The sequence below is a fragment of the Rothia mucilaginosa genome (genome assembly GCF_019334805.1).
Taxonomy (GTDB): Bacteria; Actinomycetota; Actinomycetes; order Actinomycetales; family Micrococcaceae; genus Rothia; species Rothia mucilaginosa_C.
In genome coordinates this window covers 1-15,594 of the sequence record NZ_CP079822.1, presented here as the reverse complement: position 1 = coordinate 15,594, position 15,594 = coordinate 1, and the positions used below count along the sequence as shown (strand labels likewise).

Genomic DNA, 15,594 nt, shown 5'->3' with positions numbered 1-15,594 from the left:
ACGCACGCACCTCATAGAGCGGGCGCACTCCCCCGCTACAGAGGTGAGCAAACTCGCATCGGCGCGAGTGCACGGCGGCAAAATTATGCATGCGGGTGTACCGAAAAAATGCGATAAAACAGGCACGCACGAGGGGTACGCAAAAGGGGCGCGCACCCCGAGCAGACCCTCAACAGAATCCACCCGGAGCACACGCCCCTCACGCAACACGCGAACTATGCGCCGCGAGCCGCCAACAGGTCATCACGAGCCGCCTGCGCAGCCTGCGCCAGGCCCTCAACCGAGGGACCAGCGGCCAGCACGCCACGGCTAGAATTCACCAGCACCTGCGACTCAACGCCAGCAAACACGCGGTATAGATCAGCCGCCGAAGCGCCCTGCGCACCGTAACCCGGCGACAGAATCGGGCCGTTGAAGGAACCCAGGTCAATACCCAGGTCAACCAGCGCCTGGCCGACGGTCGCACCGACCACCAGGCCGCACGGGCCCATCTGCTCCCACTGGCGGGAGGCGTTCTCGGCTACCGCCGCGGCAATAATGCGCTTGGCCACCGCGCCCTCGGACTCCGATGCGCCCACGTGCTGAACGCTCTTACCCTCAGGGTTCGAGGTCAGCGCCAGCACGAACGTGCCGCGGTCATTCTCATCCGCCAAATCCAGCGCCGGACGCAGCGACTCAAAACCCAGATACGGGCTCAAAGTCACCGAATCGGTACCCAGCGGCGAAGACGAGCCGAGCCACGCATCCGCGTACGCCTTCATGGTCGAACCGATATCGCCGCGCTTAGCGTCAGCAACAATCAGCACACCATCAGCGGCAGCGCGGGCGAACAGCGCCTCCAGCACAGCAAGACCAGCCGAACCGTGACGCTCAAACAGCGCCACCTGAGGCTTCAATGCCGCCGCAAACGGGGCGCAACCCTCATAGACCGCCTCAGTAAAAGCAGCCAGGCCGGCAGCGGAATCCTCAAGACCCCACTGCTCCAGCAGGTTCGGATGCGGGTCAATACCCACACACAGCGGGCCGCGCTCCGCCATCGCCTTCGCCAGGCGATCACCAAAAGCGGCGGACATTACGCCTCGCCACCCTCAGAACGAGCATCCACAGCGGCAGCCAGCTGAACGCCGTGCTCCTGCAGGCTCATGATGTCCCAGCTGTGCTCACGCAGAGCATTAATCGCCTGAACAGCCGCAGCGAACTCAGAAATAGTGGTCATGACCGGGCAGCCCACCGAAACCGCAGCGGCACGAATCTCGTAACCATCGCTACGAGCAGCGCCACCGGCAGGGGTGTTCAGAATCAGGTCAATGTCACCGTTGCGGACCATGTCCACAATCGAGTGGTCGCCATTCGCCTCAGCGAACTTCGAAGCCACAATCACCGAGTTCAGGCCGTTACGGCGCAGAATCTCAGCGGTACCACCGGTCGAAACAATCTCGAAGCCCAGCGACTCCAGCATCTTCGCGTAAATAATGACGTTACGCTTATCGTGGTTAGCCACCGAAATGAACACCTTACCGGAGGTCGGCAGCGGCGAACCAGCACCAGCCTGAGCCTTCGCGAACGCGGTGTCATAGTGCTTATCCAGACCCATGACCTCACCGGTCGAACGCATCTCCGGGCTCAGCAGCGAATCGACCACCACACCCTCGGGAGTGCGGAAACGAGCGAACGGCAGAACCGCAGCCTTCACAGCAATCGCGGTCTCCTCAGGCAGGGACGCGCCATCCATGTTCGACGGCAGGTAGCCCTCAGCCTTCAGCTCCGCAATGCTCTTGCCCAGACCAATCAGCACAGCAGCCTTAGCCATCTGCACGCCGGTAGCCTTCGACACGAACGGAACAGTACGAGAGGCACGCGGGTTCGCCTCAATCACGTACAGGTTCTCAGACACGTACGCGAACTGAATGTTAATCAGGCCGCGCACACCGGTACCGCGAGCAATCTTCTCGGTAGCGTCCTTCACCTTCGCGATGATGTCCGGGCCGAGAGTAATCGGAGGCAGAGTACAAGAGGAGTCACCCGAGTGAATACCGGCTTCCTCAATGTGCTCCATGACGCCGCCCAAGTACAGCTCCTCGCCGTCGAACAGGGCGTCAACGTCAATCTCGATAGCGTCCTCAAGGAACTTATCAATCAGAGCAGGCTGCGAAGGCGAAACCTCGGTAGCGTTCTCCAGGTAGCGTGCCAGGTTCGCCTCATCGTAGACGATCTCCATGCCACGGCCACCCAGCACGTACGAAGGACGAACCAGAACCGGGTAACCAATCTCATCGGCGATGCGCTTAGCACCCTCGAAAGTGAACGCGGTACCGTTCTTGGGCGAAATCAGGCCGCCCTCCTCCAGCACGCGAGAGAACTCGCCGCGGTCCTCAGCCAGGTCAATAGCCTCGGGGGTGGTGCCCAGAATCGGCACGCCCGCATCCTTCAGGGCACGAGCCAGCTTCAGCGGAGTCTGACCGCCCAGCTGAACGAACACGCCCATCAGACCGCCGGTACGACGCTCCGACTCAACAATCTCAAGCACATCCTCAAGGGTGAGCGGCTCGAAGTACAGGCGAGTCGAAATATCGTAGTCAGTCGAAACAGTCTCAGGGTTGCAGTTGACCATGACAGTCTCGTAACCGAGCGAACGCAGCACCAGCGAAGCGTGCACGCAGGAGTAGTCGAACTCGATACCCTGACCGATACGGTTCGGGCCCGAACCCAGAATCATAATCGAGGGCTTCTCGTGGTGCGCAACCTCATCCTCCAGGTCGTAGGAGGAGTAGTGGTACGGAGTGAACGCCTCAAACTCGGCGGCACAGGTGTCAACAGTCTTGAAGACCGGGCGGATACCCAGAGCGTGGCGAACACCGCGCACAACATCCTCAGAAGAGCCGATAATCTCAGCAATCTGAGCGTCCGAGAAACCGTGACGCTTAGCCAGCTTCAGGGTCTCCGGATCCAGGTGGTCACGCTTAGCGTGAACCACGCCGGCAACCTCATTCAGCAGCACCAGCTGATCCAGGAACCACGGGTCAATCTTGGTAGCCTCGTGCAGCTGCTCCACGGTAGCACCGGCCAGCAGAGCCTGCTGAACCTGGTAAATACGCTGAGTGGTCGCAACCTTAGTCTTCTCAATCAGCTCAGCCAGCTCAGCCTCAGACAGGGACAGCGGCTTGAACGAGAAGGACGCGCCCTTCTGCTCCAGCGAACGCATAGCCTTCTGCAGAGCCTCAGTGAAGTTACGGCCCAGAGCCATAGCCTCGCCAACACTCTTCATGGTGGTGGTCAGGGTCGGGTCAGCAGCCGGGAACTTCTCAAACGCGAAGCGCGGAACCTTCACGACCACGTAGTCGAGGGTCGGCTCGAAGGATGCCGGGGTCTTCTGGGTGATATCGTTCGGAATCTCATCCAGGGTGTAACCCAGGGACAGCTTGGTCGCAATCTTCGCAATCGGGAAGCCGGTAGCCTTCGACGCGAGCGCCGAAGAACGAGACACGCGCGGGTTCATCTCAATGACGATGATGCGGCCGGTCTTCGGGTCAATCGCGAACTGGATGTTACAACCACCGGTGTCCACGCCAACCTCACGAATCACGTTGATCGCGATGTCGCGCAGCTTCTGGAACTCACGGTCGGTCAGGGTCAGTGCGGGGGCCACGGTGATGGAGTCACCGGTGTGCACGCCCACGGGGTCGAAGTTTTCGATGGAGCAGACGACCACGACGTTGTCGTTGGTGTCACGCATCATCTCCAGCTCGTATTCCTTCCAGCCGAGGATGGACTCCTCCAGCAGGACCTCGCTGGTCGGCGAGTACTGAATACCGGCACCGGCAATACGGTAGAGGTCTTCCTCGTTGTACGCCATACCCGAGCCGAGACCACCCATAGTGAAGGAGGGGCGGACCACCATCGGGTAGCCCAGCTCCTTAGCGGCTTCCAGCGCCTCCGGCATGGAGTGAACGATCACCGAGCGGGCAGACTCGCCGCCGGCGCGCTCCACCACGCCCTTGAATGCTTCACGGTCCTCACCGAGGTTAATCGCCTCAATGTTCGCGCCGATCAGCTCAACATTGTACTTGGCGAGCACGCCGCGCTCATCCAGGGAGATAGCCGCGTTCAGCGCGGTCTGACCACCCAGGGTCGGCAGGATTGCGTCCGGCTTTTCCTTCTCGATGATCTTCTCAATCACCTCGGGGGTGATGGGTTCAATGTAGGTGGCGTCCGCGAACTCGGGGTCGGTCATGATGGTTGCCGGGTTCGAGTTCACGAGGATGACGCGCACGCCCTCCTCCTTCAGCACGCGCAGCGCCTGAGTGCCGGAGTAGTCGAATTCCGCTGCCTGACCGATGACGATAGGGCCGGAACCGATGACGAGGACGCTATTAAGGTCAGTACGACGAGGCATTTATGCTTCCTTTGCAGTCTTGGTTGCGACCATCAGGTCGATGAAACGGTCAAAGAGGTAGGCGGAATCGTGCGGGCCCGCAGCAGCCTCGGGGTGGTACTGCACGGAGAACGCGGGGATGTCCTTACAGGTCAGGCCCTCAACCACGTTGTCGTTCAGACCCACGTGGGAGACCATGACCTGACCGAACTCGGCGTTCGGTGCGGTCACGTAGTCGCCAATCGGCGCGTCCACAGCGAAGCCGTGGTTCTGCGCGGTGATTTCAACCTTGCCGGTGGTCTTGTCCATGACCGGCTGGTTGATGCCGCGGTGGCCGAAAGGCAGCTTGTAGGTGCCGAAGCCCAGGGCGCGGCCGAGCAGCTGGTTACCGAAGCAGATGCCGAAGAACGGGGTGCCCTTACGCAGCACGCCCTGTAGCAGCTCAACCTGCTCGTCAGCGGTTGCCGGGTCACCGGGGCCGTTGGAGAAGAACACGCCGTCAGGGTTGTGGGAGTAGATGTCCTCGAGGGTTGCGCTTGCGGGCAGCACGTGCACGCGCACGCCACGCTCAGCGAAACGCTGCGGGGTCATCGACTTAATGCCCAGGTCCAGGGCAACAATGGTTGCGACCGGGGGTGCGAACCAGTTGAACTGGTGCGGCTCAACGGTGTAGGCGGTGTCAACCGAAACGGAGTCAGCGAGCTTACGGCCAGCCATCGGCTCGGAGGCGCGCACCTCCTCCAGCAGTTCAGCTTCGGGGCGTTCTGCGTGCTCACCGGAGAACACGCCCGCACGCATCGAACCGCTCGAACGCAGGCGGCGGGTCAGGGCGCGAGTGTCAATGCCCTGAATACCGACGATGCCCTGTTCGATGAGCTCTTCGTCGAGGGTGCGCTCAGAACGCCAGTTGGATGCCACGCGTGCTGCGTCGCGAACCACGTAGCCTGCAACCCAAATCTTGCGGGACTCAGCGTCGGTGGTGTTCACGCCGGTGTTGCCAATATGGGGAGCGGTCTGAACCACAATCTGACCCGCGTAGGAGGGGTCGGTCAGGGTTTCCTGGTAGCCGGTCATACCGGTCGAGAAAACCGCCTCGCCCAGGGACGCGCCGGTTGCGCCGTAGCCATAGCCGCGGTAGACGGTGCCGTCCTCCAGGACGAGCATCGCGCGGTCCGTACGCAGGGCGCCGGATCGTGTCATGTCAGTCATGCTCTTCTTCCTTTTCTCTGGTGTTCTCCCCCGCTTCCTGTACGGCCTCTACCGTGCAGGTTCCGGGGTAGTCTATGGTGCCTTCGGCGGGGTGTTCGCCTGCCGTGGGGCAAAATCTATACGTTTCGCGGTTTGTCCGGGGTTTAGGCTTCCGGTTCTGCCGCCCACTTCTCGGGCGCATCCACCGCGTTCGGGGCGATGCGGCGCAGCTCCTGCAGTACCGCCTGCTTGTCCTCGGCGTAGCGGGTGCGGAAGCCGGTCTGCACGCGGTGACCGTCGAGGGTCCAACCAATCACGACCAGGCCGTTCTTCTCCACAACCTTACCCGCCATACCGCGGTCGGTGGTGATGACTGCGAGCTTCTTCGCCGGAATCCACAGGTCCTTCGCGCCGTTACGGGTGAAGATGATGCTGTCCGGGTAAATCAGCAGGGTGGACTTGCTCTTGAAGCCGAGCGAATCGAAACCCACGCGGTCCAGCCAGTTACCGAAAATCGTGGTGCTGACGTACTCGCCCTCGAAAGCGGCGTCAGCGGTCATGCCCTCGTAGCGTTCGGGAACTTCCTTGAGGGAGCCGAACATGTTCGCCTGGCGTGCCAGGCGCGAGCGCCATCCGTGCCACATGCCGTAGATGCACAGGGCGACCAGGGCGATGCAGATGACGGCGGTCAGGAACTTTCCCACGAAGGTTCTCTCTTTCGGTTGGGGTCTCGGTCGATGATCTCGGCCGGGTTGGTGGGTCTGGGTTGGTGAGGTTGGGGGCGGTGCTCCCGGCGCGGTTGAACCTCCCGGCGAGGCGGTGGCAGGCGTGAACCTACCACCGCCCAGGCGCAATCACCACGTACGGTCACAACGCGGTTCGCCTCGCGGGTTAGCGGCGCGGGGTTGCCAGCTCGCCGTTCAGCACGGTCGGGTGGCCAGCGTAGAAGGTTGCACGGATCGAGCCGGGCACCTCCATGCCGCGGTAGGGGTTGTTCTTACCCTTGGTTGCCTGCTCCTCCGGCTTGATGACGCGGGTTGCCTTCGGATCGACCAGCACAATGTTTGCCGGTTCGCCTTCGGCAAGCGGGCGGCCCTGCTCGTGGTCTAGGCGACCAATCTTCGCGGGCTCCTCGGAGAGGATACGTGCCACATCGCGCCAGGTAATCATGCCGGTGTCAACCAGGGTCATCTGGATGATGGACAGTGCCTGCTCCAGGCCGGTCATACCGTTGGCAGCGCATGCCCATTCGCATTCCTTGGTCTCTGCCGGGTGCGGTGCGTGGTCGGTACCAATCACGTCGATGATGCCGTCAGCAACTGCCTGACGCAGCGCCATGACGTCCTCTTCGGTGCGCAGCGGCGGGTTCACCTTGAACACCGGGTCGTAGGTGCGTGCGGTCTCGTCGGTGAGCAGCAGGTGGTGCGGGGTTGCCTCCGCGGTCACCTTCACGCCGCGGGACTTAGCCCAGCGCACAACCTCAATGGAGCCCTTGGTGGACAGGTGGCAGATGTGCAGCTTGGAGTCCAGGTGCTCAGCCAGCAGCACGTCGCGGGCAATGATTGCCTCTTCAGCGACGGCGGGCCAACCGGTCAGACCCAGATCAGCGGACACCTTACCTTCGTTCATCTGGGCGCCTTCGGTCAGGCGCGGCTCCTGCGCGTGCTGCGCAATAACGCCGTCGAAGGTCTTGACGTATTCGAGGGCGCGACGCATCACGGCGGGGTCGTACACGCACATGCCGTCGTCAGAGAACACGCGCACGTTCGCGGTGGAGTTCGCCATGCCGCCAATGTCGGAGAGGCGCTCACCCTTCAGACCCACGGTCACTGCGCCGATGGGCTGCACGCGGCACCATGCGGATTCCTTGCCGAGGCGGTCAACCTGCTCAACGACTGCGGCGGTGTCTGCCACGGGCATGGAGTTTGCCATGGCGAACACTGCGGTGTAGCCGCCCAGGGCTGCTGCGCGGGTGCCGGTCTCGACGGTTTCGGATGCCTCGTAGCCGGGCTGACGCAGGTGGGTGTGGATGTCGACCAGGCCGGGTAGCGCCACCTGGCCTGCCGCCTCGACGACCTGTGCATCTGCGGCGTCAATGTTCTCTGCGATGCGGCTAATCACGCCGTCCTCGATGAGGATGTCGGCGACCTTTTCGCCGTAGAGGCTTGCGCCCTTAATCAGGTACTTGCTCATGGTGTTGGTTCCTCTCGTTAGGAAGGTCGTTTAGGATTCGTCGCCGGCGTAGAGCTTGGCGCTGGAGCCGTCGGTCAGAAGCAGGTAGAGCACCGCCATGCGCAGCGCCACGCCGTTGCTGACCTGGCGCAAGACCCAGGAGTTGGTGGCGTCGGCGGCTTCGGTGCAGATTTCCAGGCCGCGGTTCATGGGGCCCGGGTGCAGGATTGCGACCGGCTGCGGCTGCGCCTGCAGGGTTGCGAAGCGTTCGGCGGTCAGGCCCCACAGCTCGGTGTACTCCTCTGCGGAGGGGAAGTACGCGGCGTTCATGCGTTCCTTCTGGATGCGCAGCAGCATGACGGCGTCCGGGTTGGTGGCGATGGCTTCGTCGAAGTCGTGGAAGATTTCTACGCCTGCTTCTTCAACCCAGGAGGCGGTGTTCAGCGGCAGCAGGGTCGGCGGCGCGACGAAGACGACCTGCGCACCGAGGGTGGTCAGCAGCCAGAGGTTGGAGCGTGCCACGCGCGAGTGCAGGATGTCGCCGACGATGAGCACGCGCATGCCGGACAGGTCGGTGCCGCGGGGGCTGTCGAGGCCGTCGCGTTCTGCCTTGTACTGGCGCAGGGACACGGCGTCGAGCAGTGCCTGGGTGGGGTGCGCGTGGGTGCCGTCACCCGCGTTGAGTACGGGGATGTCGGTCCAGCCTGCCTCGGCGAGGCGCTGCGGTGCGCCGGATGCCGAGTGGCGAATCACGAACGCATCCGCGGCAATCGCCTTGAGGGTCTGCGCGGTGTCCTTGAGCGACTCGCCCTTAGACAGGGAGGAGCCAGAAGCGGAGAAGTTGGTGACGGCGGCGCCCAGGCGCTTCTCTGCGGCTTCGAAGGAGAGGCGGGTTCGGGTGGAGTCCTCGAAGAAGAGGTTGACGACGGTCTTGCCGTTGAGCACGTTGAGGGTGCGGTTTTCGGCTTTGACCTGCGCCATGTAGTCGGCGACGTCAAGGATTTCGATGGCTTCTTCGCGGGTTAGTTCGCGGGTGTCGAGCAGATGCTTCATGAGAGCCCTCCCAGCTGGATAATGTCAACTCGGTCTGTTGCGTTGTCGGTTTCAGTCAGTACGACGCGCACGGTTTCGCTAGCGCTGGTGGGCAGGTTTTTGCCCACATGGTCGGCGCGGATGGGTAGTTGCCGGTGTCCGCGGTCTACGAGGACTGCCAGGCGTACGAGGGCGGGTCGTCCGTGGGCGTTGAGTGCGTCGAGGGCGGCGCGTACGGTGCGGCCGGAGTAGAGGACGTCGTCAACGAGGACTACGGTTTTGCCTTCAATGCCGATGGTGGGCATGATGCTTTCCCCTGCGGTTTCTGGGGAGGTGGCGCCGCCGGTTCGCTGGTCGTCGCGGTAGGCGGTGATGTCCAGGGCACCGATTCGTGTTTCTGCGTTGAAGTTCGGCTCGATGGCTTGGATGCGGGCTGCGAGTCGTACGGCGAGGGGCACGCCGCGGGAGCGGATGCCGATGAGTACGAGGTTTTCTACGCCTTTATTGGTTTCAATAATTTCATAGGCGATGCGGGTGAGGGCGCGGCGGATTTCGTCCTCGCTGAGGATGGTGCGGCCGACGGTGGTCGCGTCCTCGGAGGTGCTTTGAGGGGTTGCCGAATGGGGGGCTGCGGTTACATTTCGCCCCTGATTCGCGCCGGATGTGGGTACAGTTGACCCAGGCATAGCCGTCTCCTTCCCCGCCTCACGGGACGGATTTAAAGGTTTTGTGCTTCTAGTAGGGTACCACAGTTCACAGGCTACGTTCAGGTTCGGCGAGAGACCGCTCACGGTGAGGGGCTGCGGGGATATCAGAAGCACCTATTGAAGAAGCACGTCTATAGCATGAGGCCAAAAATAGAAGTGGGAAGGTAGTTGAAGCACACTCAGATGTACTTCAAGTACCTTCCCATTTCTGAAAGCGTTAGTGCTGCGAGGGCTTGCAGTCACCCTGAACTTTGCGGCCACTCTGAATCACAAACACACCGTCAGGTCGACGAATCATAATGTTCTCGCGCATTTCCTCTGTTGCGAGAGAATCATCAAGAACAATAGGTTCGCCGGTTGGCCAGCGAAGGCTTCCCCAGTCTTCGCAATACTGCACACGAACAACGGCGTTAGGGGTGCTCTGCCCGTTTGGTCCGTTGAGGCAGATACTTCGACTACTTCTACATCGCGGATTTCAATCTGCCCACTGAACGGCCCTTCCTGAAGTGTTTCACGTAAGTCCGCAAAACCATCCAGGGTGCTTTTAACGCCCTTCGGTTCCATATACTTAGCGAGATCCTTTTCACTGGTATGTTCCAGGTTCCCCTGCATCCAGGCATTCCGAAGGCGCACGTCCTGTTCCAGCACTTGCTTAGCAGCTTCTCCTGCAGCTTTTCGTGCTTCTTCTGAGTCAACGGTGGTGTCAACGGCGGCACGGATTTCGACAACCTCAGAACCGGTCGGGGTAGGTGAAGGAGTGGGGGTTGCGGAAGCTTCGGCGCTTGCCGATTCAGCGCTCGCGGAAGTGGATGCGCTCGATTCTGCGTTGACCTGCGAGCCGCCAGAACATGCGGACAGGGTGAGCATCATTGCCGCCGAGAGCGCGGCAATAGAACTACGGTTAAACATCATTGTTGGTTCTTTTCTGGTGTGTGGTTGTGCCGCCAAAAGACGGCTATGAAACGGTGACTGCTGGAGGCGCATATCGAGCAACACAGGCGGGGTAGCCTCCCCGTGTGCCCGATATGCGTCCCATTAGATTAAGGGCGGAGGTTAGACAACCTCGTCTACCTCATAGTCACAACCTTCATGCTCAATATCGGTACTGCCGAGAACATATGCCCCGTCATCACGTCGAACGATAAAAATCCTCCGTGTTTGGCTGGCGTTCAGCCTACGCCCGTCAGACATACGAATATTGCTGGTATCTTCACAGTAGGTGATGGCTATACCAGCGTTAGGCTGCGACGGCTTAGAACCGTCAGAGTGCTCCAAACTGTAGATAGAGGGAAAGCGAACATCACGGAAAACAATATCGCCTTCCACAGGAGCGGATACAGCGAGCTTACGCATAGACTCTACCTGCTTTTTAACGCTTTCAAGAATGCGCTTATCTACATACTGCAATAGTTCCTCATCGCTGGTATGCTCCAGATCTCCATGCACCCATGCGTTCTTAACACGTAGATGCTGGTCCAATACGGCGTACGCTGCGACAAGCGCCGCGTTTTCAGCTTCCTTCGAATCATTATTGGTGTCCACGCTCGGGCGAACCAGTACAATCTCGGAGCCAGACGGGCCGGTCGGGGTAGGTGAAGGAGTGGGGGTTGCGGAAGCTTCGGCGCTTGCGGATTCAGTGCTCGCGGAAGTGGAAGCGCTCGATTCTGCGTTGACCTGCGCGCCGCCGGAACAGCGACAGGGTGAGCATCATCGCCGCAGAGAGCGCGGCAATAGAAGTACGGTTGAACATCATTGTTGGTTCTTTTCTGGTGTGTGGTTGTGTAAACCGCAGAATTATCCACGCAACAACGTGTGGAATTCAGCGGAATGTTATCGGTTGATGCCATTACCCTAACATATATCCACAGAGCACACACCCCGGCTCACTATTTGTCCACTTGGCAATGTTCCGTTCATATCGGTGCAGACAAGGGCATATCTGAGGTATGCATAGAGGCGCATACCGGGCACGCGGGGCGACCGCATCCGCTCAAAGCGAATAGCTGATACTGCACGAGGCGCATACCGGGCACGCGGGCGGGGGCTCCGTCCTCGAGGCGCTCAGCGCCGCAGAGGGGGCACTCCCCCGCCCGCGTTGTCCGGTGAAGCCTCGCCTGTTACCACCAGCCCCTATCCACGGGCTCCGGCAAAGCCTCGAATACCGCCGAACCCAGCAAGCGCATCCGCACCAAATCCGGAACCCCACGCAGAACTGCGCCAGCCAAACGCAGCGTAGACACAGAAACCCCCGCCGTCCTGTAGCGAACTACAGTACGGCGGGGGGTTCACGTACGCTCCCCTGCGGGTGCATCCTCAACGGCGGCAAACCAACCAGCCATAGGTGGCGGGCATGTCGCGGCGGGACGTCTTACGCGAGCAGGGTCGGCTTCACCTGACGGAGCTTATCCAGCAGACCGTTCACGAACTTCGGAGATTCATTCGTGGACAGCACACGCGCCAGACCGACAGCCTCAGAAATTGCGACAGCATCCGGAACTTCGTCATTGTACAGAAGCTCCCAAGTGCCAATACGCAGCACGGCACGGTCCACGGCGGGCATACGCTCGAAGGACCAGTCACGGGGCGTAAGTCTCACAAACTCGCGGATTTCTTCGTCGTGGTCGCGGACGCCACGAATGATTTCCTCAGAGTATGCAGAAATCTGCGCTACCGTGTACAGTCGGCGGCGGCGGAGTACCTCAATATAATCTTCGTTGCGCTGATCCGCCTCGAAGAGCACTTCGAGGGCGCGCAATCGGGCTTTCGTACGCGAATTCATTAGTCGTTCACGCGACCGAGGTACTCACCGGTGCGGGTGTCAACCTTGACCTTGGTACCGGTCTCCAGGAACAGGGAACCTGGATCTCGTAGCCGGTCTCAACGGTTGCGGGCTTGGTGCCGCCGGTGGAGCGGTCACCCTGCAGGCCGGGCTCGGTGTAGGTGATTTCGAGACCACGGATGCGGGCAGCTCAATGTACAGGGGGTTGCCCTCGTGCATTGCGATGGTTGCGGTCTGGGACTCGAGCATGTAGTTTGCTGCGTCGCCGACAACGGTTGCGGGAACGTTGATCTGGTCGTAGGTCTTCATGTCCATGAAGACGTAGTCGTCGCCGTCCTGGTACAGGTACTGGTAGTCGGAGCGGTCAACGGTTGCGGTTTCGATCTTAGCGCCAGCGTTGAAGGTGCGGTCGACGACCTTGCCGGAGGTAACGTTGCGCAGCTTGGTGCGGACGAATGCGCCGCCCTTACCGGGCCTTAACGTGCTGGAACTCTACGACGGACCAGAGGTTGCCGTCAATCTTCAGGACGGGCGCCGTTCTTAATATCGGTGGTGGATGCCATGGGCTCTCCTTCGTGTCATCGACGCTCACGCCGTAGTGGTACCCGGCGCGGCGCTAAGTTTTCAATGAGCAAAATATGTCCCGTACATTCTACAGGATGCGCACGAATTTGCCTAGCAGGGGCGCCACAGTTTTTCTGTGGCACCCCGCCCGCTGCCGCATGCTGGTGTGCATATGCTGGCAGCCGCGTGGCGGGTGCATCCGGTAAATGTACGGGACCCGTCACCTACTCGGTAATCTCCTGGTAGGTCATGTACAGGATCGAGTCGTCCGGCACCTCGTAGACGCGCGGGCGAGCCAAACCGTCAAGAATGATGAAGCGCAGCAGGTTGCCGCGTGCCTTCTTGTCGCGGCGCATTGCTTCGAGCAGCTGGGGCCATGCGTCTGCCTTGTAGGAGGTGGGCAGGCCCAGGGATTCGAGGATGCGGCGGGTACGTGCCACGAGTTCTTCGTCGGCGTGGCCGGTTGCCAGCGCCAGTTCGGCGGCGTAGACCATGCCGACGGACACTGCCGCGCCGTGACGCCACTGGTAACGCTCGTTGCGCTCAATGGCGTGGGCGAGGGTGTGGCCGTAGTTCAGGATTTCGCGGCGGCCGGATTCGCGCAGGTCCTCGGAGACGACCTCCGCCTTCACGCGCACGCTACGCTCGATGAGTTCACGCATCACGGCGGACTGCGAGTCGCGTACGGCGTTCGGGTTCGCCTCGATCAGATCGAGATTTCGGGGTCTGCGATGAAGCCGCACTTGACGACCTCACCCATGCCGGTCAGCAGCTCATGCTCAGGCAGGTGCGCAGGGTGCCGATTCGCAGAGCACCGCGGCGGGCGGCCAGAACGCGCCGACCAGGTTCTTACCCTCGGCGGTGTTGATGCCGGTCTTACCGCCCACGGCAGCGTCCACCATGCCGAGCAGGGTGGTCGGAATGTGGATGACGCGCACGCCGCGCAGCCAGGTTGCCGCCACGAAGCCGCAACGTCGTAATAGCGCCGCCACCCACGGAGATGATCGCGTCGGTGCGGGTGAAGTCGTTCTGACCGAGCACCTGCCAGCAGAACGCCGCCACCGTAGTGCTTCGCCTCCTCAGCATCCGGGATTTCGGGCTGAACGACTCGTAGCCCATGGCACGCAGGTCTTCCATGACCACTCACCGGTGGAACGCAGGGCACGCGGGTGAATCACGAGCACCTTCTTGGTGCGGTTGCCCAGAATTTCGGGGATTTTACCGAGCAGGTTGTGGCCGATGAGAACCTCATAGTTCTCACGCGGGGAGCTGCCAGTCACCGGGATGCGGGTGATATCTTCCGCGCGGAGGCACCGAAAGTGGGGTGGGCTGATGCTCATCATGTGTCCTTTCACAGGTGAGGGGTTATGCTTTGGGGGCGCTGCGCACGGGAGGCACGGGTTGCGGTCACGTACGCCTGGATCTCGGCGTCATCTCGGTGATGGGGCGGCCGCCTCGTGCATCCAGGTGAAGTGCGCCAGCTCTTCGTATCGGCTGCGGCGGCGCTCAAAAATTTCGGTCCACCGGCTCAACCGGGTTCGGTTGCAACAGGCGGCGGGTCTTGTTGCCGGTAATGCGCGGGGTGACGGTGTCAGCATCAACGAGGATGTACACCACGCATTCGCCTGAGCAGCTCCGCCACCGAATCGGTCATGGGCGCGCCCAGGGAGAACACCGTGTTGCGGTACACGGGCGAGGTGAGGACCTCTTCAATGGTTTTGCGTTCGAGCTCGCGGAAGTGTGCCTCACCAAAAATCTCGAAGATCTCGGAGACTTCGCCGTAGCGTTCCACAATGGTGCGTCGAGGAACTCGTAGCCGTAGAAACGCGCCAGGTGCGTACCAATGTAGGTCTTACCTGCCGCCATGGGGCCGATGAGCACAATGGGCGGGAGCGTTCCGCGAAGTTCTCGTGCATTTCACGCACCTGCTGCGGGTGGATGCGAGCACCGCAGGCGGACTCGTCTTCTGCGAGTGCCTCTGCGGGGGTTTCTTCCGGCGCGCCAGTTCTTCCAGCGCAACGGGTTCTTCCGGCATGCATGCCTCTGCGGGCGCGGCAACCTGAACCTTACCGAACAGCGCCGGGGTCGGACGAACCGGCTTGGCGTGTTCAGCGGGCATAGCTACGGGGGCTGCGGGCGGCTGAGGTTCCGGAGACTGCGGTTCAGCCTCCTGCACGGGAGCAGAAGCGCTCTCCCCCGCCGCAGGCTGAGCCTGTTTCGGAGGTGCCGGCTTGGGCGCGGCAGGCTTCGGCGTAGCGACTACCGACGGCGCGACCGGTTTTGGAGCTGCGGGCTTGGCGGGTGTAGGCTTGGGTGCAGTCGGCTTGGGTGCTTCCGCCGTCGCGGCTCCTTGCCGGATTCCTCTTCGGCGGTGCCCATGCCCTGCAGGGCGCTGAGCAGCTTCAGGCGCAGGTCTCGTCCAGACCGAGCGCCGGGTCGGCGTCCTCAGACACCGAGGAGGCGTACAGGCGCACACCCTGCGTGTTCGCCGCAGCGGCGGCGGGCAGGGAGCGGGCGCCAGAACGCATCAGGTCAGCGGGGTGGGCACGCGAGAAGCCGGGCGGGAAGAATCCTCACGCGCAACAGTCTCACGAACCCCAGCGCCAGCAACCTCAACAGCCTCAGCGCCCGCAGTCTCAACACTCCGCTCAGCCGCAGTAGATACACCGGGTTCTGCGCCGGGTTCCGGGCGCGGCGAAGCGCCCCCTCGCGCACGCTGCGTAGCCGCAGCAATACGCGCAAGGGGGCTCGAAGCGACCGGGCGAACACCCCGCTCCACA

At 61.7% G+C, this 15,594-nt stretch carries 13 protein-coding genes and 2 pseudogenes; all 15 read right to left on the bottom strand.

The annotated features are described in order from the left end of the window. Nucleotides 1-215 precede the first annotated feature (215 nt). Nucleotides 216-1,073 carry an orotidine-5'-phosphate decarboxylase gene (gene pyrF, locus LPB405_RS00065; RefSeq protein WP_219101378.1) on the bottom strand — a complete coding sequence of 286 codons (858 nt, stop codon included), beginning with the start codon at nt 1,071-1,073 and terminating at the stop codon, nt 216-218. Next, nucleotides 1,073-4,393 (bottom strand): carbamoyl-phosphate synthase large subunit, encoded by a 3,321-nt coding sequence (carB, locus tag LPB405_RS00060; protein ID WP_219101376.1) that lies wholly within the window; start codon nt 4,391-4,393, stop codon nt 1,073-1,075. Before carB ends, pyrF begins: the two co-directional genes overlap by 1 nt. Next, the gene (gene carA, locus LPB405_RS00055) at nt 4,394-5,581 is read right to left on the bottom strand and encodes a glutamine-hydrolyzing carbamoyl-phosphate synthase small subunit (RefSeq protein ID WP_219101374.1); all 1,188 of its coding nucleotides are present in this window, start codon (nt 5,579-5,581) and stop codon (nt 4,394-4,396) included. It lies immediately after the preceding gene. 143 nt (nt 5,582-5,724) lie between these two features. Beyond that, entirely contained in the window at nt 5,725-6,264 is a 540-nt protein-coding gene (locus tag LPB405_RS00050) for a PH-like domain-containing protein (protein ID WP_200963021.1), read from the bottom strand. Nucleotides 6,265-6,451: 187 nt separating this feature from the next. Then, complete coding sequence (locus LPB405_RS00045) at nt 6,452-7,753, bottom strand: dihydroorotase (protein ID WP_219101372.1); 1,302 nt, start codon at nt 7,751-7,753, stop codon at nt 6,452-6,454. Nucleotides 7,754-7,783: 30 nt separating this feature from the next. Next, entirely contained in the window at nt 7,784-8,785 is a 1,002-nt protein-coding gene (locus LPB405_RS00040; RefSeq protein WP_005508724.1) for an aspartate carbamoyltransferase catalytic subunit, read from the bottom strand. After that, nucleotides 8,782-9,450, bottom strand: coding sequence for a bifunctional pyr operon transcriptional regulator/uracil phosphoribosyltransferase PyrR (gene pyrR / locus LPB405_RS00035; RefSeq protein WP_257604916.1), 669 nt, complete (start codon nt 9,448-9,450; stop codon nt 8,782-8,784). Before pyrR ends, LPB405_RS00040 begins: the two co-directional genes overlap by 4 nt. A 315-nt stretch (nt 9,451-9,765) precedes the next feature. Then, entirely contained in the window at nt 9,766-10,383 is a 618-nt protein-coding gene (locus LPB405_RS00030; protein ID WP_257604924.1) for a methyl coenzyme M reductase subunit gamma, read from the bottom strand. A gap of 141 nt (nt 10,384-10,524) precedes the next feature. Continuing rightward, a complete protein-coding gene (locus LPB405_RS00025; RefSeq protein ID WP_152901222.1) occupies nt 10,525-11,013 on the bottom strand; it encodes a hypothetical protein in 489 nt (162 codons plus the stop codon). 826 nt (nt 11,014-11,839) lie between these two features. Further along, nucleotides 11,840-12,250, bottom strand: a complete 411-nt coding sequence (nusB, locus tag LPB405_RS00020; RefSeq protein WP_219101381.1) for a transcription antitermination factor NusB — start codon at nt 12,248-12,250, stop codon at nt 11,840-11,842. Then, a pseudogene (efp, locus tag LPB405_RS00015) lies at nt 12,250-12,813 on the bottom strand (elongation factor P). The gene nusB and the pseudogene efp overlap by 1 nt, the downstream one beginning before the upstream one ends. 225 nt (nt 12,814-13,038) lie before the next feature. Then, nucleotides 13,039-14,154 (bottom strand): annotated as a pseudogene (aroB, locus tag LPB405_RS09190) (3-dehydroquinate synthase). A gap of 257 nt (nt 14,155-14,411) precedes the next feature. Then, entirely contained in the window at nt 14,412-14,606 is a 195-nt protein-coding gene (locus tag LPB405_RS09000) for a shikimate kinase (protein ID WP_257604922.1), read from the bottom strand. A gap of 610 nt (nt 14,607-15,216) precedes the next feature. After that, on the bottom strand, nt 15,217-15,342 hold the full coding sequence (locus LPB405_RS08995; protein ID WP_257604921.1) for a hypothetical protein: 126 nt from the start codon (nt 15,340-15,342) through the stop codon (nt 15,217-15,219). Next, a complete protein-coding gene (locus LPB405_RS08990) occupies nt 15,342-15,593 on the bottom strand; it encodes a hypothetical protein (protein WP_257604995.1) in 252 nt (83 codons plus the stop codon). The genes LPB405_RS08995 and LPB405_RS08990 overlap by 1 nt, the downstream gene beginning before the upstream one ends. Between the last annotated feature and the right edge of the window lies 1 nt (nt 15,594).

Excerpts from the sequence above, each read along its gene's own strand:
- pyrR (WP_257604916.1), bottom strand. The coding sequence starts at position 9,450 with ATGCCTGGGTCAACTGTACCCACATCCGGCGCGAATCAGGGGCGAAAT.
- LPB405_RS00045 (WP_219101372.1), bottom strand. The coding sequence starts at position 7,753 with ATGAGCAAGTACCTGATTAAGGGCGCAAGCCTCTACGGCGAAAAGGTC.
- LPB405_RS00030 (WP_257604924.1), bottom strand. The coding sequence starts at position 10,383 with ATGATGTTTAACCGTAGTTCTATTGCCGCGCTCTCGGCGGCAATGATG.
- LPB405_RS08995 (WP_257604921.1), bottom strand. The coding sequence starts at position 15,342 with ATGCGTTCTGGCGCCCGCTCCCTGCCCGCCGCCGCTGCGGCGAACACG.
- nusB (WP_219101381.1), bottom strand. The coding sequence starts at position 12,250 with ATGAATTCGCGTACGAAAGCCCGATTGCGCGCCCTCGAAGTGCTCTTC.
- pyrF (WP_219101378.1), bottom strand. The coding sequence starts at position 1,073 with ATGTCCGCCGCTTTTGGTGATCGCCTGGCGAAGGCGATGGCGGAGCGC.
- carA (WP_219101374.1), bottom strand. The coding sequence starts at position 5,581 with ATGACTGACATGACACGATCCGGCGCCCTGCGTACGGACCGCGCGATG.
- LPB405_RS00040 (WP_005508724.1), bottom strand. The coding sequence starts at position 8,785 with ATGAAGCATCTGCTCGACACCCGCGAACTAACCCGCGAAGAAGCCATC.
- carB (WP_219101376.1), bottom strand. The coding sequence starts at position 4,393 with ATGCCTCGTCGTACTGACCTTAATAGCGTCCTCGTCATCGGTTCCGGC.